Genomic DNA, 18,920 nt, shown 5'->3' on the forward strand with positions numbered 1-18,920 from the left:
GTTTTGCGGTTACGCGGCGACCTTGTCGCTGTCGTGCACGCGCTCGACGTTGATCGTGCCGACGTGGAACGCGGCCAGCGACTCGCGATGCGCAATGCTGACGATCGCGGCCTTCGGCAGCCGTTCGGCGAACAGGTGATAGAGCCGCGCTTCGTTGTCGGCGTCGAGCGCGCTCGTCGCTTCGTCGAGGAACAGGAAGTCCGGCTTGTGCAGCAGCACGCGCGCGCCGGCGAGGCGCTGCTGTTCGCCCGGCGACAGCACGCGCGTCCAGTGCGCGGTCTCGTCGAGGCGCCCGACGTAGTCTTCGAGGCGGCACGCGCGCAGCGCGTCGCGGCAGGCATCGTCGGTGAACGCGTCGGGCGTGGCCGGGTAGGTGAGCGCGGCCTTCAGCGTGCCGATCGGCAAGTAGCTCGTCTGCGGCACGAACATCATCCGCGCGCCGACCGGCGCGTCGATCGCGCCGTCGCCGAACGGCCACAGGCCCGCGAGCGCGCGCATGAACGTGCTCTTGCCGGAGCCCGACTTGCCGATCACGAGCCAGCGCGAGCCGGGTTCGATCGTCACGTTGCCGATGTTGGCGAGTGCATTGCCGTTCGGCAGCGCGAGCTTCAGCGACGACGTCGACAGCTTCGCGGCATCGACGTAGTGCAGGTTGATGCCGCCGTGCTCGGTCGCGGGAGACAGGCTTTCCTTCAGGTGCGACGTACCCATCACGCGCTTGAATTCGCGCAGACGGTTGACGGTGGCGCGCCATTCGACGAGGGTCGAGTAACTGTTGATGAACCACGAGAACGAATCGCTGACGGTGCCGAACGCGGACGAGATCTGCATCAGCACGCCGAACGAGAACGCGCCCGCGAAATAGCGCGGCGCCGCGACGACGAGCGGGAAGATGATCGCGATCTGGCCGTAGAAGCTCAGCACGAACGTGAGGCGCTTCGTGTACTTCATCACGCGCCACCAGTTGTCGCGAATGCGCATGAACAGGCTCTGCGCGTTGCCGGTCTCGGTTTGCTCGCCGTCGTAGAACGCGATCTGCTCGGCGTTCTCCCGCACGCGAATCAGCCCGAAGCGGAAATCGGCCTCGACGCGCTGCTGCTGGTAGTTGATCGACACGAGCGGGTGGCCGACCTTCTGGATGATCAGCGAGCCGACCACCGCGTACAGCGCGGCGGCCCACACCATGTAGCCGGGAATCGTGATCGGCGTCGCGCCGAGCGAGAACGTCAGCGCGCCGGCGAGCGACCACAGGATCGTGATGAACGACACGAGCGTGACGACCGTCGACAGCAGGTCGAGCGACAGCGCGAGCGTCGTCGTCGCGAACGACTGGAGGTCGTCGGTGATCCGCTGGTCGGGGTTGTCGGCGAGGCGGTCGCGTTCGATCCGGTAGAACGCGCGATCGCCGAGCCACTGGGCGAGAAAGCGATCGGTGAGCCACTGGCGCCAGCGGAACCCGAGCATCTGCCGCAGGTAGCGGCCGTACACCGCGAGGATGATGAAGCCGAACGCGAGCGCGGAGAACTGCATCAGCAGGTTCGGGAAGTCGTGGACGTCCTTCGACTGCAGCGCGTTGTAGAACTGCGCGTTCCACTTGTTGAGCTTGACGTTGATCCAGACCACACAGAGGTTGATCACGATGATCGTGAGCAACAGCCCCCATGCGGTTTTCCATTCGGACGACACCCAGTAGGGCTTGATGAGGCTCCATGCGGATACCGGGCGCTCGTCCTGCGGCGCGTCGGAGACGGAGCGGACGGGATCGATCGATTGGGTCATGTGCTTCCTGATGAGTAGCCGGCGCGCGGGCCGGGCGAAGCCGGGCGCGCGCCGCGATACGGCATGCCGGGACGAGGTGCCGACTGACGGCGGGCGCACGGATGGTGGCCCGCGCATCTTAAACGGCACTTAAGGCCGGCGGTGACGCGGCAACCGGCCGCTCGCGCGGCCGGCCTGCGGGCATTGTGCCAGAGCGGCGCGACGCGACGGCGAATTTGCCGCATGGGGGACAGTTTGCGGCGCTTTCCGCTTTTATGGTCTAATGGCCGACGACGAAACAGGGGTGCTTCGAGCGCGGCCGACGGGTCATTCCGGGCGACGCGGCGAGGCTGAGAAAGACCCTTCGCACCCGATCCGGGTAATACCGGCGAGGGAAGTTTCTGATCCCGCCGGGCCGCGCTGGCTGCCATCCCACATGGTCAGCGCCCGAGTCCCGCCCGGCCGGCCTTTGCTGCCGGTTTCGTCCTTTTGGGTACGCGCATTGCGCGTTACGGAAGGAATGATGACCGCTCAATCTTCAGTCTTTTGCGCTGTTCCCGAACCGCTGTCGCGTGCGTTGGCACGGGACGGCGCGTGCGCGTCGATGTCTGTCGCACGGGCCCGCGCGGTTCGCGGGGAGGGCACGCGATGAACGTCCACGTTTCCCGGCCGGATTTCGCGGTACTCGGCGGCGGCCTCGTCGGCCGCCTGATCGCGTGGCGGCTCGCGGGCGACGGGCATCGCGTCGCGCTGTACGAGCGCGGCGGCCCCGACGGCGAGCAGTCGGCCGCGTGGATCGCTGCGGCGATGCTCGCGCCGCTCGCCGAGGCGGCGAGCGCCGAGTTGCTGATCACCGAGCTCGGCGTCGCATCGCTCGCGCGCTGGCCGCAATGGCTCGCGGAACTGCCCGAACCGGTGTTTTTCCAGCATCACGGCACGCTCGTCGTCTGGCATCACGCGGATCGCGCGGAGGCGCCGCTGTTCGAGCGGCGCGTGCGCGCGAACGCGCCGGCCGAGCTGTTCGACGGCGGCTTCGTCGCGCTGGCCGGCGCGCAGGTCGACGCGGCCGAGCCCGCGCTCGCGGGGCGCTTCGCGCGCGGCCTGATGCTGCCGCGCGAAGGGCAGCTCGACAACCGTCAGGCGCTGCGCGCGCTCGCGGCGGGCCTCGCGCAGCGCGGCGTCGAATTGCACTGGCACGCGACGATCGACGACGCGAACCGGCCCGACGCGCATTTCACGATCGATTGCCGCGGGCTCGGCGCGAAACCCGCGCTGCCCGCGCTGCGCGGGATCCGCGGTGAAGTCGCACGCGTGCGCGCGCCCGGCATCGGGCTCACGCGGCCCGTGCGGCTGCTGCATCCGCGCTATCCGCTGTACATCGCGCCGAAACAGGACGACCTGTACGTAATCGGCGCGACCGAGGTGGAGGGCGAGGACATGTCGCCCGTCAGCGTGCGTTCCGCGCTCGAACTGCTGAGCGCGGCGTTCTCCGTGCATCCGGCGTTCGGCGAGGCACGCATCCTCGAACTCAATGCGCAGTGCCGCCCGACGCTGCCCGACCACCGCCCGGCAGTGATCTGGGACGGTGCGACGACGCTCGCCGTCAACGGCCTGTACCGGCACGGCTTCATGATCGCGCCGGAAGTCGCGCACGCGGCGGTCGCGTTTGCCGAAGCCGCGCTCGGCGGCGCGTTCGGTGACGCCGACGCATTCGCCGCGTGGCGCGATGCCGCGCGCTGGCCGGCGCTCCTCCATCACCGCGACGACGCGCGCCAGCCGGCCTGACGCGCGCCGCCGACCGAATTCGATCAAGCCTCATGGATATCCAGATCAACCAACTGACCCTGACGCTGCCCGACGGCGCGACGGTGGCCGACGCGCTGGCCGCATACGGCGCGCGTCCGCCATACGCGGTCGCGCTGAACGGCAATTTCGTCGCGCGCACGCAGCATGCGGCGCGCGCGCTTGCGACGGGCGACAAGCTCGACGTGGTGCACCCCGTCGCGGGCGGCTGAGCGCCGCCGGTTCGCCCCCGCTCTTCCAGGAAAACGACATGACGTCCCTCACTTCCGCCGACGCGCTGACGCTGTACGGCGAAACCTTCGCAAGCCGCGTGCTGCTCGGCACGTCGCGCTATCCGTCGCTGCAGTCGCTGTCCGATTCGATCGCCGCGTCGCGACCCGGGATGGTGACGGTCGCGCTGCGCCGCCAGATGACCGGCGGCACCGCCGAGGCCGGCTTCTTCGACCTGCTCAAGCACCACGCGGTGCCGCTGCTGCCGAACACGGCCGGCTGCCAGACCGTCGCCGAGGCGGTGACGACCGCGCACATGGCGCGCGAGGTTTTCGACACCGACTGGATCAAGCTCGAGCTGATCGGCGACGACTACACGCTGCAGCCCGACCCGGTCGGGCTGATCGAGGCGGCCGCGCAACTGGTCAAGGACGGCTTCAAGGTGCTGCCGTACTGCACCGAGGATCTCGTGATCGGCCGGCGCCTGCTCGACGCCGGCTGCGAGGCGCTGATGCCGTGGGGCGCGCCGATCGGCACCGGCAAGGGCGTCGTGAACCCGTACGGGCTGCGCGTGCTGCGCGAGCGGCTGCCGGACGTGCCGCTGATCGTCGACGCCGGGCTCGGCGTGCCGTCGCATGCGTGCCAGGTCATGGAATGGGGCTTCGACGGCGTGCTGCTGAACACGGCCGTGTCGCAGGCCACGCACCCGGAGATCATGGCGCGCGCGTTCGCGCAGGGCGTCGAGGCCGGCCGTGCGGCCTATCTCGCCGGGCCGATGGATGCGCGCGATACCGCGCACGCGAGCACGCCGGTGGTCGGGATGCCGTTCTGGCACCAGGACGGGGGCGGTGCATGAGCGCGCGCTTCGCCGATGCCTTCTGGCCGCCGGCCGACGAGCTGGCCGAAGCGGCCGAGCGGATTCGTGCCCGCCTCGGCGACTGGCCGAGCGGCACGACGCCGTGGCGACTGTGCGTCGCGGCGCCCGACGTGCCGGCCGGCGGCGACGTGCTGATCGTGTCGGCCGGCGACCGTGCCGCGCAGGCGCGCGCGTCGGCCGCATCGCGCCCCGCGTCGCCGGACGCGGTCGCGATCGAGTTCGACGAGCACGGCGCGGCGCTGCATGCCGCGGGCGTGCGCTACGCGCTGGAAGCCGCGCATCCGCTCGCCGACGACTGGATCGCGGCGCTCGCCGCGTTCCTCGATTGCGGTTTCGCGCCGATCGACGCGCTGGTGCTCGCGCTGGCGTGGCGTGACGGCGACGAAACGCGCGGCGCGGATGCGTGGCCGGTCGACGCCGCGCGGTTCCCGCGCGTCGCCGATCTGGCCGCCGCGCCCGAGCCCGCATTTCCGCCGTGCCCCGCGCAACTCGGCCTCTATCCGGTCGTCCCGGATGCCGAATGGGTCGAGCGGGTGCTTGATTGCGGCGCGCGGACCGTGCAGCTGCGCGTGAAAGGCACGAACCCCGACGCGTTGCGCCGCGAAGTCGCGCGTGCGGTCGCGGCCGGGCGCCGCTATCCCGATGCGCGTGTGTTCATCAACGATCACTGGCAGATCGCGGTAGAAGAGGGTGCGTACGGCGTCCATCTGGGGCAGGAAGACCTCGAGACGGCCGATCTGGCCGCGATCGCGCGCGCCGGCCTGCGGCTCGGGCTGTCGAGCCACGGCTATTACGAAATGTTGCGCGCCTTGCACGAGCGCCCGAGCTACCTGGCGCTCGGTCCCGTGTATGCGACCGCGACCAAGGCGGTCGCGGCGCCGCCGCAGGGCCTCGCGCGGATCGCCCGCTATGCACGCTTCGCCGGGGCGCGGGCGCCGCTCGTCGCGATCGGCGGCGTGGGGCTCGACGCATTGCCGGACGTGCTGGCGACGGGCGTCGGCAGCGTCGCGGTCGTCAGTGCGGTCACGGGCGCCAGCGATTATCGGGCGGCAATTGTTGCATTGCAGCAATGTTTTGCCCGACAATTTGACAATCATTGACCGCAGGGCCCGGAACGGCGTCACGACATCATTCCAATGCAGGCCCTATAATTCGGCGTTCTGCGTAAAAGGACTGTCAGCTCCGTGAGCCCCACTCCTACCGAGACACTGCTGCAACTTCGCGACGTCGACTTTGGCTACGGCGACCGCCTCGTCCTGTCGAACCTGAACCTGCGTTTCGGGCGCGGCCAGGTCGTCGCTGTCATGGGCGGGTCGGGTTGCGGCAAGACGACCGTGCTGCGCCTGATCGGCGGCCTCGTGCGCGCACGCCGCGGCCAGGTGCTGTTCGACGGCGCCGACGTCGGCGCGCAGACGCGCGACGGCCTGTACGCGCTGCGCCGCAAGATGGGCATGCTGTTCCAGTTCGGCGCGCTGTTCACCGACATGTCGGTGTTCGAGAACGTCGCGTTCGCGCTGCGCGAACACACCGACCTGCCCGAAGAGCTGATCCGCGACCTCGTGCTGATGAAGCTCAACGCGGTCGGGCTGCGCGGCGCGCGCGACCTGATGCCGTCCGAGGTGTCGGGCGGGATGGCGCGCCGTATCGCGCTCGCGCGCGCGATCGCGCTCGATCCGCAACTCATCATGTACGACGAGCCGTTCGCGGGCCTCGATCCGATCTCGCTCGGCATCACCGCGAACCTGATCCGCACGCTGAACCAGGCGCTCGGCGCCACGTCGATCCTCGTCACGCACGACGTGCCGGAATCGTTCGCGATCGCCGACTACGTGTATTTTCTGGCCAACGGCGGCGTGCTCGCGCAGGGTACGCCTGACGAGCTGCGCGCGTCGACCGATCCGAGCGTGCGGCAGTTCATCGACGGCGCGCCGGACGGCCCGTTCAAATTTCATTACACGAGCCCGCCGCTGGCAGCGGATTTCGGGCTCGGCGGAGGACGCGCATGATCAGCGCGATCGGACGTTACGTCATGGGCGGCCTCGTGCGCGCGGGCTACGGCACGCGGCTGTTCGTGCGCCTCGTGCTGGAATTCTTCCCGCTGCTGCGCCGGCCGCGGCTGGTCACGAAGCAGATCCACTTCCTCGGCAACTATTCGTTCGTGATCATCGCCGTGTCGGGCCTGTTCGTCGGCTTCGTGCTCGGCCTGCAGGGCTACTACACGCTGAACCGCTATGGGTCCGAGCAGGCGCTCGGCCTGCTGGTCGCGCTGTCGCTCGTGCGCGAGCTCGGCCCGGTCGTGACCGCGCTGCTGTTCGCGGGCCGCGCGGGCACGTCGCTCACGGCCGAGATCGGCCTGATGAAGGCCGGCGAGCAGCTCACCGCGCTCGAGATGATGGCCGTCGACCCGATCAAGACGGTGATCGCGCCGCGCCTGTGGGCCGGCATCATCGCGATGCCGCTGCTCGCCGCGATCTTCAACGCGGTCGGCGTGCTCGGTGGTTATTTCGTCGGGGTCGTGCTGATCGGCGTCGATCCGGGCGCGTTCTGGTCGCAGATGCAGGGCGGGGTCCAGGTGTGGGCCGACGTCGGCAACGGCGTGATCAAGAGCATCGTGTTCGGGTTCGCCGTGACCTTCATTGCGCTGTTTCAAGGGTATGAAGCGAAGCCCACGCCCGAGGGCGTGTCGCGCGCGACGACCAAGACGGTCGTATTCGCGTCGCTCGCCGTACTCGGCCTCGATTTCCTGCTGACCGCGCTGATGTTCAGCTAAGCCTCAGCCAAGCCAAATTTTGGGATGACGATGAAAAAGACTGCTCTCGACTTCTGGGTCGGCCTGTTCGTGGTGGTGGGCTTCCTTGCGGTGCTGTTCCTGGCGCTCAAGGTCGGCAACATGAGCTCGCTGTCGTTTCAGCCGACCTACTCGGTGAGGATGAAATTCGACAACATCGGCGGGCTGAAGCCGCGCGCGGCCGTGAAGAGCGCGGGCGTCGTGGTTGGCCGCGTGAAGACGATCGGCTTCGATACCAATACGTATCAGGCGCTCGTGACGATCGACGTCGACGGCCAATACCCGTTCCCGAAGGATTCTTCGGCGAAGATCCTGACGTCCGGCCTGCTCGGCGAGCAGTACATCGGCCTCGATCCGGGCGGCGACACCGAAATGCTGAAGGCGGGCGACACGATCACGATGACGCAGTCGGCAATCGTGCTCGAGAACCTGATCGGCCAGTTCCTGTACAGCAAGGCGGCCGACGCGGGCGGCGCGAAGCCGGCAGCCGGCGCATCGGCCGCGCCGGCCGCGCCCGCACCGGTCGCGGTGCCGGCGTCCGCGGTGTCCGCGTCGCCCGCCCAATAACCACACGAGAGCAAGACAAGAGGGTAATGACCATGCAGACGATCCGCATCAGGCACGCCGCGCTCGCCGTGGCAGCAGTCGCCGCGTTGAGCGGTTGCGCGACCGTGCAGACGCCGACCAAGGGCGATCCGCTCGAAGGCTTCAACCGGTCGATGTACAAGTTCAACGACACGGTCGACACGTATGCGCTGAAGCCGGTTGCGAAGGGCTACCAGTACGTGGTGCCGCAGCCGGTGCGCGACAGCGTGACGAACTTCTTCTCGAACATCGGCGACGTTTACATCGCGGCGAACAACATCGTGCAGCTGCGGATCGCGGACGGCGTCGGCGACATCATGCGCGTCGTGATCAACACGGTGTTCGGTGTCGGCGGCCTGTTCGACGTCGCGACGATCGCGAAACTGCCGAAGCATACCGCCGACTTCGGGATCACGATGGGCCGCTACGGCATGCCGTCGGGCCCATACCTCGTGCTGCCGCTGCTCGGCCCGAGCACGCTGCGCGACACGGCAGGCCTCGGCGTCGACTACGTCGGCAACCCGCTCACCTACGTGAAGCCGGACGGCCTGAGCTGGGGCCTGTTCGGCGTGAACCTCGTCAACACGCGCGCGAACCTGCTCGGCGCGGGTGACGTGCTGGATGCCGCGGCGCTCGACAAGTATTCGTTCGTGCGCAACGCGTACCTGCAGCGCCGCCAGATGCTGATCGACAACGCGCGCGGCGAGGCCTCGACGACGTCGAGCAACGACGCGCTGCCGAAGTACGACCTGCCGGACGACGGCGCGGCACCGGCGGCAGCCGGCGCGGCCGGTACGGCGGGCGCGGCGGCAGTCGGCGGGGCGACGGCGCCGGCCGGCGCATCGGGCGCGGCCGTTGCCGTACCGGCGTCGGGCAGTGCCGAATCGCCGAACCCGGCGAGTGCAACGAACGTGCCGGCCATGCAGATGACGCCGCCCGCACCGGGCGGGTTCCGCTTCCCGAGCATCAAGCTGCACTGACCCGCTTACATTCGTTACAGCCGGAAACGATTCAGTCGGTAGCGCGCGCGAACTTGCGCGTAAGCTACCGGCTCCAACCTTCGCATCGACTCTTCATGCAGGTCTCCATGATGAAAAAACTGTTCCTGATCCCTGTTTTCGCGGCGCTGTTCTCGTTCGGCAGCGCAGCTCACGCGCAAGTCGACCAGTCGAACCCGCAGGTGCTGATCAAGACGGCGACGCAGCAGGTGCTCGACGAGGTCAAGCAGCAGACGATCAAGCAGGGCGACACCAACCGCATCATCACGATCGTCAACAAGGACATCCTGCCGTACACCGATTTCCGCCGCACGACGCAGCTCGCGATGGGCCGCAACTGGCGCGCGGCGTCGGCCGAGCAGCAGCAGCAGGTTCAGGAGCAGTTCAAGCTGCTGCTGATCCGCACGTATTCGGGCGCGCTCGCGCAGCTGAAGCCGGACCAGCAGATCCAGTACCCGCCGTTCCGCGCCGATCCGGCCGACACCGACGTCGTCGTGAAGACGGTCGCGATGAACAACGGCCAGCCGGTCCAGATCGACTACCGCCTGTACAAGACGGCCAACGGCTGGAAGGTGTATGACCTGAACGTGCTCGGCGCGTGGCTGATCCAGACGTACCAGCAGCAGTTCAACGAGAAGATCCAGCAAAGCGGCGTGGACGGCCTGATCAAGTTCCTGACGCAACGCAACCAGGAACTTGCCGCCGGCAAGCAGGCGTCGTGAGCGGCTTCGCAGCCAGCTCCTCGCTGACCGTCGCGAGCGCGAAGTCCGCGCTTGCGGACGGTCTCACGCGCATCGACGCGGGTGCCACCGCCGTCGATTGCGCGGCGCTGACGCAGTTCGATTCGTCCGCGCTCGCCGTGCTGCTCGCATGGCAACGTGCCGCGAAAGCGCGCGGTGCGGCGCTCGACATCCTCAATCTTCCCCCGAAGCTCGCCAGCCTCGCGAGCGCCTACGGCGTCGACGCGCTCATCGAAGGCACCGGGCGACATTGACCCTGTCCGACCGAAGCCCGCCGCGCCAGCCGGCGCGCGCACGCTTCAGGCCGCGCGCCTCCGGCGCCGGCCCCACCAGCCGGTTTGCCCTATAATCAAGCGTTTTGCGGGGCAGCCAATCGGCGTCCGGCCCCCATTTTCATTCGCAGCAAGCACAGAATAGGCGTCGCGGCCCTTGCGCCGCGCACAGTCATGTCAGCCATAGAAATCCGTCACGTCAGGAAGCGCTACAAATCGCTTCAGGCGCTCAAGGGCGTCAGCCTGTCGGTCGAGGAAGGCGAGTTTTTCGGTCTGCTCGGCCCGAACGGCGCAGGCAAGACCACGCTCATCAGTATTCTCGCCGGGCTCGCCCGGGCCGATGAAGGCAGCATCTCGGTGCTCGGCCACGACGTCGTCAAGGACTTCCGGGGTGCGCGCCGCGCGCTCGGCGTCGTGCCCCAGGAACTCGTGTTCGACCCGTTCTTCACCGTTCGCGAGACGCTGCGGATCCAGTCCGGCTACTTCGGGCTGCGTCGTAACGACGACTGGATCGACGAAGTGATGGCCAATCTCGACCTCACCGAGAAGGCCGACGCGAACATGCGTGCGCTGTCGGGCGGGATGAAGCGCCGCGTGCTGGTCGCGCAGGCGCTCGTGCACCGGCCGCCCGTGATCGTGCTCGACGAGCCGACCGCCGGCGTCGACGTCGAACTGCGCCAGACGCTGTGGAAATTCATCTCGCGGCTGAACCGCGAGGGCCACACGATCGTCCTGACCACCCATTACCTCGAGGAAGCCGAGTCGCTGTGCGACCGCATCGCGATGCTGCGTCGCGGTGAAGTCGTCGCGCTCGATCGCACCGACGCGCTGCTGCGCCGTTTCGCGGGGCTGCAGCTGTACCTGCGGCTCGCAACGGGCGCGCTGCCCGCCGAGCTGCGCGGGCTGGAGACCGATCCGGCCGCGCGCGCGCCGGGCGAGCACCTGCTGCGCCTGTCGAACTACGACGATGTCGAGCGTATCCTCGCGCAGTGCCGCGCGGCGGGTTGCACGTTCGACGAGATCGAGGTCCGCAAGGCCGACCTCGAAGATGTGTTCGTCCAGGTGATGAACGGGGCAGAAGTCGTCGAGGGGCTGGCATGAATAAACAACCCCCACGCGAACTGCGTTCGCTCGGGGGGGCGCAGCCCCCCCGTTCCCGCCAAACTCCTGAACCCGGCGCTGTCGGGCGAGTGACGGGAAGCGGTTTTCAAACGCTGTTCTACAAGGAACTCCTGCGCTTCTGGAAGGTGTCGTTCCAGACGGTATGCGCGCCGATCGTGACGGCGCTGCTGTATCTGACGATCTTCGGCCACGCGCTGTCGGGCCGCGTCGAGGTGTATCCGGGCGTCGAGTACGTGAGCTTTCTCGTGCCCGGCCTCGTGATGATGAGCGTGCTGCAGAATGCGTTCGCGAACAGCTCGTCGTCGCTGATCCAGTCGAAGATCACCGGCAACCTCGTGTTCATGCTGCTGCCGCCGCTGTCGTACCGCGACATCTTCGGCGCGTACATGCTCGCATCGGTCGTGCGCGGGCTCGCGGTCGGCACGGGCGTGTTCGTCGTGACGATCTGGTTTATCCCGATGCATTTCGCGGCGCCGTTGTTCATCATCGCGTTCGCGCTGCTCGGCTCGGCGATCCTCGGCACGCTCGGGCTGATCGCCGGGATCTGGGCCGAGAAGTTCGACCAGCTCGCCGCGTTCCAGAACTTCCTGATCATGCCGCTGACGTTCCTGTCCGGCGTGTTCTATTCGACGCACTCGCTGCCGCCCATGTGGCGCGAGATCTCGCGTCTCAACCCGTTTTTCTACATGATCGACGGCTTCCGTTACGGGTTCTTCGGCGCGTCCGACATCAACCCGCTCGCGAGCCTCGCGATCGTCACCGGTTTCTTCGTGCTGCTCGCGGTGTTCGCGATGCGGCTGCTCGCGACCGGCTACAAACTGCGTCATTGATATCGACGGCGGCGGCCGCCACGGGCGGCGCGCGCCGACAGGAGCCCCTCATGTTGCCGACTCCCGAACAGGTCAAGCAATACATCGCCGGCGGTCTCGCCTGCACTCATCTGGAAGTCGAAGGCGACGGCCAGCATTTCTTCGCGACGATCGTGTCGGCGGCCTTCGAAGGCAAGCGGCCGATCCAGCGGCACCAGCTCGTCTATGCGGCGCTCGGCGATCGCATGAAGCAGGAAATCCACGCGCTCAGCATGAAGACGCTGACGCCCGCCGAATGGCAGAACGCATAACCGGAACCACTGAGTGCAAGTCACCGTCAACGAGCGCGATGCCGTCCAGAGCGTCGCCACGGCACACCCGGCCGTCAACGGGGAATCGCAAGGACATGGGATGGACAAGCTGGTGATCGAAGGCGGTCGCCGGCTGTCGGGCGAGATCGTCGTGTCGGGCGCGAAGAACGCCGCGCTGCCGATCCTGTGCGCGGGGCTGCTCAGCGCCGAGCCGGTCGAGCTCGACAACGTGCCGAACCTGAAGGACGTGCGCACCACGCTGAAGGTACTGAACCAGATGGGCGTGAAGAGCGAAACGGACGGCTGCCGCGTGCAGCTCGACGCGTCGCGCGTCGACAACCTCGTCGCGCCGTACGAGCTCGTCAAGACGATGCGCGCGTCGATCCTCGTGCTCGGGCCGCTGCTCGCGCGCTTCGGCGAGGCGAAGGTGTCGCTGCCGGGCGGCTGCGCGATCGGCGCGCGTCCGGTCGACCAGCACATCAAGGGCCTGCAGGCGATGGGCGCCGAGATCAGCATCGAGCACGGCTTCATCGAGGCCCGCGCGAAGCGCCTGAAGGGCGCGCGCATCGTGACCGACATGATCACGGTGACGGGGACGGAAAACCTGCTGATGGCCGCGACGCTGGCCGACGGCGAGACGGTGATCGAGAACGCGGCGCGCGAGCCGGAAGTGAGCGATCTCGCACACTTGCTGGTCGCGATGGGCGCGAAAATCGACGGGATCGGCACCGACCGCCTCGTGATCCAGGGCGTCGAGCGGCTGCACGGCGCACGCCATTCGGTGATTCCGGACCGCATCGAGGCCGGCACGTTCCTGTGCGCGGTCGCGGCGGCGGGCGGCGACGTGATGCTGACGGGCGTGCGTCCGCACATCCTCGACGCGGTGATCGACAAGCTGCGCGAGGCCGGCGTGTCGATCGAGGAAGGCGACAGCTGGCTGCGCGTGAAGATGGACCGCCGGCCGTCGGCGGTGACGATCCGCACGTCGGAATACCCGGCGTTCCCGACCGACATGCAGGCGCAGTTCATGGCCCTCAATTCGGTCGCGACGGGCACCGCGCAGGTCGTCGAGACGATCTTCGAGAACCGCTTCATGCACGTGCAGGAACTGAACCGGCTCGGCGCGAACATCACGATCGACGGCAACACGGCGCGCGTGACCGGCGTCGACAAGCTGTCCGGCGCGACCGTGATGGCGACCGACCTGCGTGCGTCGGCGAGCCTCGTGATCGCCGGGCTGCGCGCCGAAGGCGAAACGCTCGTCGACCGCATCTATCACCTGGACCGCGGCTACGACCGCATGGAAACCAAACTGACCGCCGTCGGCGCGAACGTGCGCCGCCTCTCCGGGAGCCAAGCATGACCGCGCCGCTGACCCTCGCCCTGTCGAAGGGCCGGATTTTCGAGGAAACCCTGCCGCTGCTGGCGGCCGCCGGCGTGCAGGTGGCCGAGGATCCGGAAACGTCGCGCAAGCTGATCCTGCCGACGACCGATCCGAACCTGCGCGTGATCATCGTGCGCGCGAGCGACGTGCCGACCTATGTCGAATACGGCGCGGCCGATTTCGGCGTGGCCGGCAAGGACGTGCTGGTCGAGCACGGCGGCTCGGGCCTGTACCAGCCGATCGATCTGAACATTGCGCGCTGCCGGATGTCGGTGGCCGTGCCGGCCGGCTTCGACTACGCGAACGCGGTGCGCCAGGGCGCGCGCCTGCGGGTCGCGACCAAGTACGTCGAAACGGCACGCGAACACTTCGCCGCGAAGGGCGTGCACGTCGACCTGATCAAGCTGTACGGCTCGATGGAGCTGGCGCCGCTGGTCGGGCTGGCCGACGCGATCGTCGACCTCGTCAGCTCGGGCGGCACGCTGAAGGCGAACAATCTGGTCGAGGTCGAGGAGATCATGGCGATCTCGTCGCGCCTCGTCGTGAACCAGGCTGCGCTGAAGTTGAAGCGCGCGGCGCTCAAGCCGATTCTCGACGCGTTCGAACGCGCGTCGCAGAATGGCAACTGAGCGCATCACCGTAACGGAACTCCCATGGCCATCACCATCCGCAAACTCGATTCGACGAGCGACGGCTTCGACGCCGCGCTGCGTGCGGTGCTCGCGTTCGAGGCGAGCGAGGACGACGCGATCGAGCAATCGGTCGCGAAGATTCTCGCCGACGTGAAGTCGCGCGGCGACGCCGCGGTGCTCGAGTACACGAACCGCTTCGACCGGCTGGACGCGAGCAGCATCGCGGCGCTCGAACTCCCGCAGGACGCGCTGCAGACGGCGCTCGACGGCCTCGCGCCGAAGGCGCGCGCGGCGCTGGAAGCCGCCGCCGCACGCGTGCGTGCGTACCACGAGAAGCAGAAGATCGAGTGCGGCACCCATAGCTGGCAGTACACGGAAAGCGACGGCACGGTGCTCGGCCAGAAGGTCACGCCGCTCGACCGCGTCGGCCTTTACGTGCCGGGCGGCAAGGCCGCCTATCCGTCGTCCGTGCTGATGAACGCGATTCCCGCGCGTGTGGCGGGCGTCGGCGAAATCGTGATGGTGGTCCCGACCCCGGACGGCGTGAGGAACGACCTCGTGCTCGCCGCGGCGCTGCTCGGCGGCGTCGATCGCGTGTTCACGATCGGCGGCGCGCAGGCAGTCGGTGCGCTCGCGTACGGCACCGAAACCGTGCCGGCCGTCGACAAGATCTGCGGGCCCGGCAATGCGTACGTCGCATCGGCGAAGCGCCGCGTGTTCGGCACGGTCGGCATCGACATGATCGCCGGCCCGTCGGAAATCCTCGTGCTGTGCGACGGCACGACCGATCCGAGCTGGGTGGCGATGGACCTGTTCTCGCAGGCCGAACACGACGAGCTCGCGCAATCGATCCTGCTGTGCCCGGATGCCGCGTTCCTCGCGCGCGTCGAGAAGGCGATCGACGAACTGCTGCCGACGATGCCGCGCCAGGACGTGATCCGCGCGTCGCTCGAAGGCCGCGGCGCGTTGATCAAGGTGCGCGACATGGCCGAAGCGTGCCGGATCGCGAACGACATCGCGCCCGAGCACCTCGAGATTTCCGCGCTGGAGCCGCAGCAATGGGGCCAGCAGATCCGTCATGCCGGCGCGATCTTCCTCGGCCGCTACACGAGCGAAAGCCTCGGCGACTACTGCGCGGGCCCGAACCACGTGCTGCCGACGTCGCGCACCGCGCGCTTCTCGTCGCCGCTCGGCGTGTACGACTTCATCAAGCGCTCGAGCCTGATCGAGGTCAGCGCCGAAGGTGCGCAGACGCTCGGCGAGATCGCCTCCGAGCTCGCGTACGGCGAAGGGCTGCAGGCGCACGCGCGCAGCGCCGAACTCCGGATGAAGGGGTGACACGCGCCGGAGCCGATGCCGACGCATCGGTCCCCGTCGACGAGGAGACCCCGCGCGGGGCGGCAGCCGCCGCCTTGCCGAGACCATTTGACGCCGGCGCGAAGCACGCCGGCTTGAGACCATGACGACGCCACAAGACATCATCCGCCGCGACGTGCTCGCGATGACGAGCTACCCGGTGCCCGACGCGAGCGGGTTCGTGAAGCTCGACGCGATGGAGAACCCGTATTCGCTGCCCGCGCCGCTCGCGGCGGCGCTCGGCGAGCGCCTCGCGCAGGTCGCGCTGAACCGCTATCCGGCGCCGCGCCCGGGCGCGCTGCTCGACAAGCTGCGCCGCGCGATGGGCGTGCCGGCCGCGTGCGACGTGCTGCTCGGCAACGGCTCGGACGAAATCATCAGCATGATGTCGGTGGCGTGCGCAAAGCCGGGCGCGAAGGTGCTCGCGCCGGTGCCGGGCTTCGTGATGTACGAACTGTCCGCGAAGTTCGCGCAGCTCGAATTCGTCGGCGTGCCGCTCAAGGCCGACCTGACGCTCGACGCCGACGCGATGATCGCGGCGATCGCCGAGCACCGGCCCGCGATCGTCTACCTCGCGTACCCGAACAACCCGACCGGCACGCTGTACGACGAAGCCGACGTCGAGCGGATCATCGCGGCCGCGCGACACAGCCTGATCGTGATCGACGAGGCGTACCAGCCGTTCGCGGAGCGCTCGTGGCTGCCGCGCGCCGCCGAGTTCGACAACGTCGTCGTGATGCGCACGGTGTCGAAGCTCGGCCTCGCGGGGATCCGCCTCGGCTATCTTGCCGGGCTGCCCGCGTGGCTGACCGAGTTCGACAAGGTGCGCCCGCCGTACAACATCAACGTGCTGACCCAGGCAACCGCCGATTTCCTGCTCGACCACCTCGACGTGCTCGATGCGCAGGCGGCCGAGTTGCGTGCGGAACGCACGCGCCTCGCGCAGGCCGTGGCCGCGCTGCCGGGCGCGACGGTGTTCCCGAGCGCCGGCAATTTCCTGCTGGTGCGCGTGCCGGACGCGGCGGCCGTGTTCGATGCGCTGCTCACCGAGCGGGTGCTGGTCAAAAACGTGAGTAAAATGCATCCATTGCTGGCCGAATGCGTGCGGCTGACCGTCGGTTCTCCCGACGAAAACGCACGCCTGCTGGCTGCCTTGAAACTCGCGCTGCCCGGTTGAGCCCAGGGCGCGGCGGCGCGCGACGATCAATCCCCATTTACATCAGACTCATTCAAGGAATTGCCATGCGTGTGGCGGAAGTCGTTCGCAATACCAGCGAAACGCAGATCCGTGTGAAGCTCGATCTCGACGGTACGGGCCGGCAGAAGCTGGCCACCGGCGTGCCGTTTCTCGACCATATGCTCGACCAGATCGCGCGACATGGTCTGGTCGATCTCGAGGTCGAGGCGCATGGCGACACGCATATCGACGACCACCATACGGTCGAGGACGTCGGCATCACGCTCGGTCAGGCCGTCGCGAAGGCGATCGGCGACAGGAAGGGCATCCGCCGCTACGGCCATTCGTACGTGCCGCTCGACGAGGCGCTGTCGCGCGTCGTGATCGACTTCTCGGGTCGGCCGGGTCTCGAATTCCACGTGCCGTTCACGCGCGCGCGGATCGGCACGTTCGACGTCGACCTGTCGATCGAATTCTTCCGCGGGTTCGTGAACCACGCGGGCGTCACGCTGCACATCGATAACCTGCGCGGGATCAACGCGCACCATCAGCTCGAAACGGTGTTCAAGGCTTTCGGCCGCGCACTGCGCGCGGCGGTGGAGCTCGACGAGCGCGCGGCGGGGCAGATTCCGTCGACCAAGGGCAGTCTCTAACTTTCGAACGGACAGGACGTCAAGGACAACCTCACGGCTTCGGCGCGGCGCGCCGGCTTGCGATGGATCTGCTCAAATCGTTCATTTCGCTGCTGGCGCTGATCAACCCGGTCGGCGCGGTGCCGTTCTTCCTGAGCCTGACGGCGCAGCAGACGGACGACGAGCGGCGCCGCACGATCCGGATCGCGTCGGTGTCGGTGTTCTGCGTGATGACGGTGACGACGCTGCTCGGGCAGCAGATCATCAACTTCTTCGGCATTTCGGTCGGCTCCCTTGAAGTGGGCGGCGGGATCATCATGTTGCTGATGGCGATCAACATGCTGAACGCGCAGATCGGCAACACGCGATCGACGCCGGAGGAGCGCCACGAGGCCGAGCTGAAGGACAACATCGCGGTCGTGCCGCTGGCGATTCCGCTGCTCACGGGCCCCGGCTCGATCAGCACGGTGATCATCTATGCGGCGAACTCGCATCACTGGTATGAGCGGGCCGGGCTGGTCGCGATCGGCGGGGTCCTGGCTGTGCTGTGTTTCTTCGCGATGCGGCTCGCCGAGCCGATCGCGAACTGGATCGGCCGCACGGGCATCAACATCGCCACGCGGCTGATGGGTCTGATGCTGTCGGCGCTGGCGGTGGAATTCATCGTCAATGGACTGAGGGCGCTACTGCCTGCACTGAGATGAAAACTTCGATTGCGATTGTGGATTATGGGATGGGCAACCTGCGCTCGGTCGCGCAGGCGCTCAAGAAGGCCGAACCGGCCGCCGACGTGGCGATCGTCGACACGCCGGCCGCGATTCGCGCGGCCGACCGCGTCGTGCTGCCCGGCCAGGGCGCGATGCCGGACTGCATGCGCTGCCTCGGCGAATCGGGGCTGCAGGAAGCGGTGATCGAGGCGTCGCGCACGAAGCCGCTGCTCGGCGTGTGCGTCGGCGAGCAGATGCTGTTCGACTGGAGCGCGGAAGGCGACACGAAGGGCCTGGGCCTGTTGCCCGGCAAGGTCGTGCGCTTCGAGCTCGACGGCCAGCTGCAGGACGACGGCTCGCGCTTCAAGGTCCCGCAGATGGGCTGGAACCGCGTGCGCCAGTCGCAGCCGCACCCGCTGTGGGACGGCGTGCCCGACGACGCGTATTTCTACTTCGTACACAGCTATTACGTGAAGCCGGACAACCCGGCGCACACGGTCGGCGAAACGGCATACGGCGCGCCGTTTACGTCCGCGGTCGCGCGGGACAATCTCTTCGCGACCCAATTCCACCCCGAGAAAAGCGCGGAGGTCGGGTTGCGTCTGTATCGCAACTTCGTACACTGGAAGCCGTAAACGTCGCGTGCGTGCCACAGTGGGCGGGCCGGAGAGGCCCGCGTTGCAGGGCTCGCGCGCTTATGCGCCGAAAGAGTTGTACTAAACTAGCGAGACGGCGCGACACCGGTTTGGCCGGTACGCG

21 protein-coding genes and 1 riboswitch are annotated in these 18,920 nt (G+C 67.9%); of the genes, 20 read left to right on the forward strand and 1 reads right to left on the reverse strand.

Features of this window, described 5'->3' with window-relative positions:
- Nucleotides 1-9: 9 nt before the first annotated feature.
- Nucleotides 10-1,779 (reverse strand): ABC transporter ATP-binding protein/permease, encoded by a 1,770-nt coding sequence (locus DIE22_RS31340; RefSeq protein WP_124501166.1) that lies wholly within the window; start codon nt 1,777-1,779, stop codon nt 10-12.
- Between the two features lie 269 nt (nt 1,780-2,048).
- Nucleotides 2,049-2,172, forward strand: a riboswitch (TPP riboswitch).
- 234 nt (nt 2,173-2,406) lie between these two features.
- On the opposite strand from DIE22_RS31340, the gene DIE22_RS31345 reads away from it, so the two are divergent.
- The 20 genes from DIE22_RS31345 (at nt 2,407) to hisH (ending at nt 18,796) form a co-directional block, all read left to right on the forward strand.
- Complete coding sequence (locus tag DIE22_RS31345) at nt 2,407-3,543, forward strand: FAD-dependent oxidoreductase (protein WP_124501167.1); 1,137 nt, start codon at nt 2,407-2,409, stop codon at nt 3,541-3,543.
- A gap of 32 nt (nt 3,544-3,575) precedes the next feature.
- The gene (gene thiS, locus DIE22_RS31350) at nt 3,576-3,773 is read left to right on the forward strand and encodes a sulfur carrier protein ThiS (protein ID WP_124501168.1); all 198 of its coding nucleotides are present in this window, start codon (nt 3,576-3,578) and stop codon (nt 3,771-3,773) included.
- Between the two features lie 38 nt (nt 3,774-3,811).
- The gene (locus tag DIE22_RS31355) at nt 3,812-4,627 is read left to right on the forward strand and encodes a thiazole synthase (RefSeq protein WP_124501169.1); all 816 of its coding nucleotides are present in this window, start codon (nt 3,812-3,814) and stop codon (nt 4,625-4,627) included.
- Nucleotides 4,624-5,748 carry a thiamine phosphate synthase gene (thiE, locus tag DIE22_RS31360; protein ID WP_124606873.1) on the forward strand — a complete coding sequence of 375 codons (1,125 nt, stop codon included), beginning with the start codon at nt 4,624-4,626 and terminating at the stop codon, nt 5,746-5,748. The genes DIE22_RS31355 and thiE overlap by 4 nt, the downstream gene beginning before the upstream one ends.
- An 84-nt stretch (nt 5,749-5,832) precedes the next feature.
- The gene (locus DIE22_RS31365; protein ID WP_124501171.1) at nt 5,833-6,654 is read left to right on the forward strand and encodes an ABC transporter ATP-binding protein; all 822 of its coding nucleotides are present in this window, start codon (nt 5,833-5,835) and stop codon (nt 6,652-6,654) included.
- Nucleotides 6,651-7,418, forward strand: coding sequence for a lipid asymmetry maintenance ABC transporter permease subunit MlaE (mlaE, locus tag DIE22_RS31370; protein ID WP_124501172.1), 768 nt, complete (start codon nt 6,651-6,653; stop codon nt 7,416-7,418). Before DIE22_RS31365 ends, mlaE begins: the two co-directional genes overlap by 4 nt.
- Before the next feature lie 24 nt (nt 7,419-7,442).
- Nucleotides 7,443-8,003: an outer membrane lipid asymmetry maintenance protein MlaD gene (gene mlaD / locus DIE22_RS31375; RefSeq protein ID WP_124606874.1), complete on the forward strand. Its 561-nt coding sequence runs from the start codon at nt 7,443-7,445 to the stop codon at nt 8,001-8,003.
- 32 nt (nt 8,004-8,035) lie between these two features.
- Complete coding sequence (locus DIE22_RS31380; RefSeq protein WP_124501197.1) at nt 8,036-9,001, forward strand: VacJ family lipoprotein; 966 nt, start codon at nt 8,036-8,038, stop codon at nt 8,999-9,001.
- Nucleotides 9,002-9,111: 110 nt separating this feature from the next.
- Nucleotides 9,112-9,741, forward strand: a complete 630-nt coding sequence (locus tag DIE22_RS31385; protein ID WP_124501198.1) for a phospholipid-binding protein MlaC — start codon at nt 9,112-9,114, stop codon at nt 9,739-9,741.
- Nucleotides 9,738-10,013 (forward strand): lipid asymmetry maintenance protein MlaB, encoded by a 276-nt coding sequence (locus DIE22_RS31390; protein WP_124501174.1) that lies wholly within the window; start codon nt 9,738-9,740, stop codon nt 10,011-10,013. Before DIE22_RS31385 ends, DIE22_RS31390 begins: the two co-directional genes overlap by 4 nt.
- Before the next feature lie 192 nt (nt 10,014-10,205).
- The gene (locus tag DIE22_RS31395; RefSeq protein ID WP_124501175.1) at nt 10,206-11,132 is read left to right on the forward strand and encodes an ABC transporter ATP-binding protein; all 927 of its coding nucleotides are present in this window, start codon (nt 10,206-10,208) and stop codon (nt 11,130-11,132) included.
- Complete coding sequence (locus tag DIE22_RS31400; RefSeq protein WP_260426806.1) at nt 11,129-11,983, forward strand: ABC transporter permease; 855 nt, start codon at nt 11,129-11,131, stop codon at nt 11,981-11,983. Before DIE22_RS31395 ends, DIE22_RS31400 begins: the two co-directional genes overlap by 4 nt.
- A gap of 50 nt (nt 11,984-12,033) precedes the next feature.
- Nucleotides 12,034-12,273 carry a BolA family protein gene (locus tag DIE22_RS31405; protein ID WP_006477131.1) on the forward strand — a complete coding sequence of 80 codons (240 nt, stop codon included), beginning with the start codon at nt 12,034-12,036 and terminating at the stop codon, nt 12,271-12,273.
- Nucleotides 12,274-12,286: 13 nt separating this feature from the next.
- Complete coding sequence (murA, locus tag DIE22_RS31410; protein WP_124501177.1) at nt 12,287-13,636, forward strand: UDP-N-acetylglucosamine 1-carboxyvinyltransferase; 1,350 nt, start codon at nt 12,287-12,289, stop codon at nt 13,634-13,636.
- Complete coding sequence (gene hisG, locus DIE22_RS31415) at nt 13,633-14,286, forward strand: ATP phosphoribosyltransferase (RefSeq protein WP_006751807.1); 654 nt, start codon at nt 13,633-13,635, stop codon at nt 14,284-14,286. The genes murA and hisG overlap by 4 nt, the downstream gene beginning before the upstream one ends.
- Before the next feature lie 24 nt (nt 14,287-14,310).
- Nucleotides 14,311-15,627 (forward strand): histidinol dehydrogenase, encoded by a 1,317-nt coding sequence (gene hisD / locus DIE22_RS31420; protein WP_124606876.1) that lies wholly within the window; start codon nt 14,311-14,313, stop codon nt 15,625-15,627.
- A 121-nt stretch (nt 15,628-15,748) separates the two neighbouring features.
- The gene (gene hisC, locus DIE22_RS31425; protein ID WP_124501179.1) at nt 15,749-16,822 is read left to right on the forward strand and encodes a histidinol-phosphate transaminase; all 1,074 of its coding nucleotides are present in this window, start codon (nt 15,749-15,751) and stop codon (nt 16,820-16,822) included.
- Between the two features lie 65 nt (nt 16,823-16,887).
- Nucleotides 16,888-17,475 carry an imidazoleglycerol-phosphate dehydratase HisB gene (hisB, locus tag DIE22_RS31430; RefSeq protein ID WP_011546606.1) on the forward strand — a complete coding sequence of 196 codons (588 nt, stop codon included), beginning with the start codon at nt 16,888-16,890 and terminating at the stop codon, nt 17,473-17,475.
- 62 nt (nt 17,476-17,537) lie between these two features.
- A complete protein-coding gene (locus DIE22_RS31435) occupies nt 17,538-18,158 on the forward strand; it encodes a MarC family protein (RefSeq protein ID WP_124501180.1) in 621 nt (206 codons plus the stop codon).
- Complete coding sequence (gene hisH, locus DIE22_RS31440; protein WP_057924765.1) at nt 18,155-18,796, forward strand: imidazole glycerol phosphate synthase subunit HisH; 642 nt, start codon at nt 18,155-18,157, stop codon at nt 18,794-18,796. The genes DIE22_RS31435 and hisH overlap by 4 nt, the downstream gene beginning before the upstream one ends.
- Nucleotides 18,797-18,920: the final 124 nt, after the last annotated feature.

This window comes from Burkholderia sp. Bp9142 (assembly GCF_003853415.1).
GTDB lineage: Bacteria > Pseudomonadota > Gammaproteobacteria > Burkholderiales > Burkholderiaceae > Burkholderia.

Excerpts from the sequence above, each read along its gene's own strand:
- DIE22_RS31400 (WP_260426806.1), top strand. The coding sequence starts at position 11,129 with ATGAATAAACAACCCCCACGCGAACTGCGTTCGCTCGGGGGGGCGCAG.
- DIE22_RS31435 (WP_124501180.1), top strand. The coding sequence starts at position 17,538 with ATGGATCTGCTCAAATCGTTCATTTCGCTGCTGGCGCTGATCAACCCG.
- hisD (WP_124606876.1), top strand. The coding sequence starts at position 14,311 with ATGGCCATCACCATCCGCAAACTCGATTCGACGAGCGACGGCTTCGAC.
- mlaE (WP_124501172.1), top strand. The coding sequence starts at position 6,651 with ATGATCAGCGCGATCGGACGTTACGTCATGGGCGGCCTCGTGCGCGCG.
- hisC (WP_124501179.1), top strand. The coding sequence starts at position 15,749 with ATGACGACGCCACAAGACATCATCCGCCGCGACGTGCTCGCGATGACG.
- thiE (WP_124606873.1), top strand. The coding sequence starts at position 4,624 with ATGAGCGCGCGCTTCGCCGATGCCTTCTGGCCGCCGGCCGACGAGCTG.
- DIE22_RS31345 (WP_124501167.1), top strand. The coding sequence starts at position 2,407 with ATGAACGTCCACGTTTCCCGGCCGGATTTCGCGGTACTCGGCGGCGGC.
- hisG (WP_006751807.1), top strand. The coding sequence starts at position 13,633 with ATGACCGCGCCGCTGACCCTCGCCCTGTCGAAGGGCCGGATTTTCGAG.
- DIE22_RS31340 (WP_124501166.1), bottom strand. The coding sequence starts at position 1,779 with ATGACCCAATCGATCGATCCCGTCCGCTCCGTCTCCGACGCGCCGCAG.
- hisH (WP_057924765.1), top strand. The coding sequence starts at position 18,155 with ATGAAAACTTCGATTGCGATTGTGGATTATGGGATGGGCAACCTGCGC.
- DIE22_RS31405 (WP_006477131.1), top strand. The coding sequence starts at position 12,034 with ATGTTGCCGACTCCCGAACAGGTCAAGCAATACATCGCCGGCGGTCTC.
- DIE22_RS31355 (WP_124501169.1), top strand. The coding sequence starts at position 3,812 with ATGACGTCCCTCACTTCCGCCGACGCGCTGACGCTGTACGGCGAAACC.
- thiS (WP_124501168.1), top strand. The coding sequence starts at position 3,576 with ATGGATATCCAGATCAACCAACTGACCCTGACGCTGCCCGACGGCGCG.
- DIE22_RS31385 (WP_124501198.1), top strand. The coding sequence starts at position 9,112 with ATGAAAAAACTGTTCCTGATCCCTGTTTTCGCGGCGCTGTTCTCGTTC.
- mlaD (WP_124606874.1), top strand. The coding sequence starts at position 7,443 with ATGACGATGAAAAAGACTGCTCTCGACTTCTGGGTCGGCCTGTTCGTG.
- DIE22_RS31395 (WP_124501175.1), top strand. The coding sequence starts at position 10,206 with ATGTCAGCCATAGAAATCCGTCACGTCAGGAAGCGCTACAAATCGCTT.
- hisB (WP_011546606.1), top strand. The coding sequence starts at position 16,888 with ATGCGTGTGGCGGAAGTCGTTCGCAATACCAGCGAAACGCAGATCCGT.
- DIE22_RS31380 (WP_124501197.1), top strand. The coding sequence starts at position 8,036 with ATGCAGACGATCCGCATCAGGCACGCCGCGCTCGCCGTGGCAGCAGTC.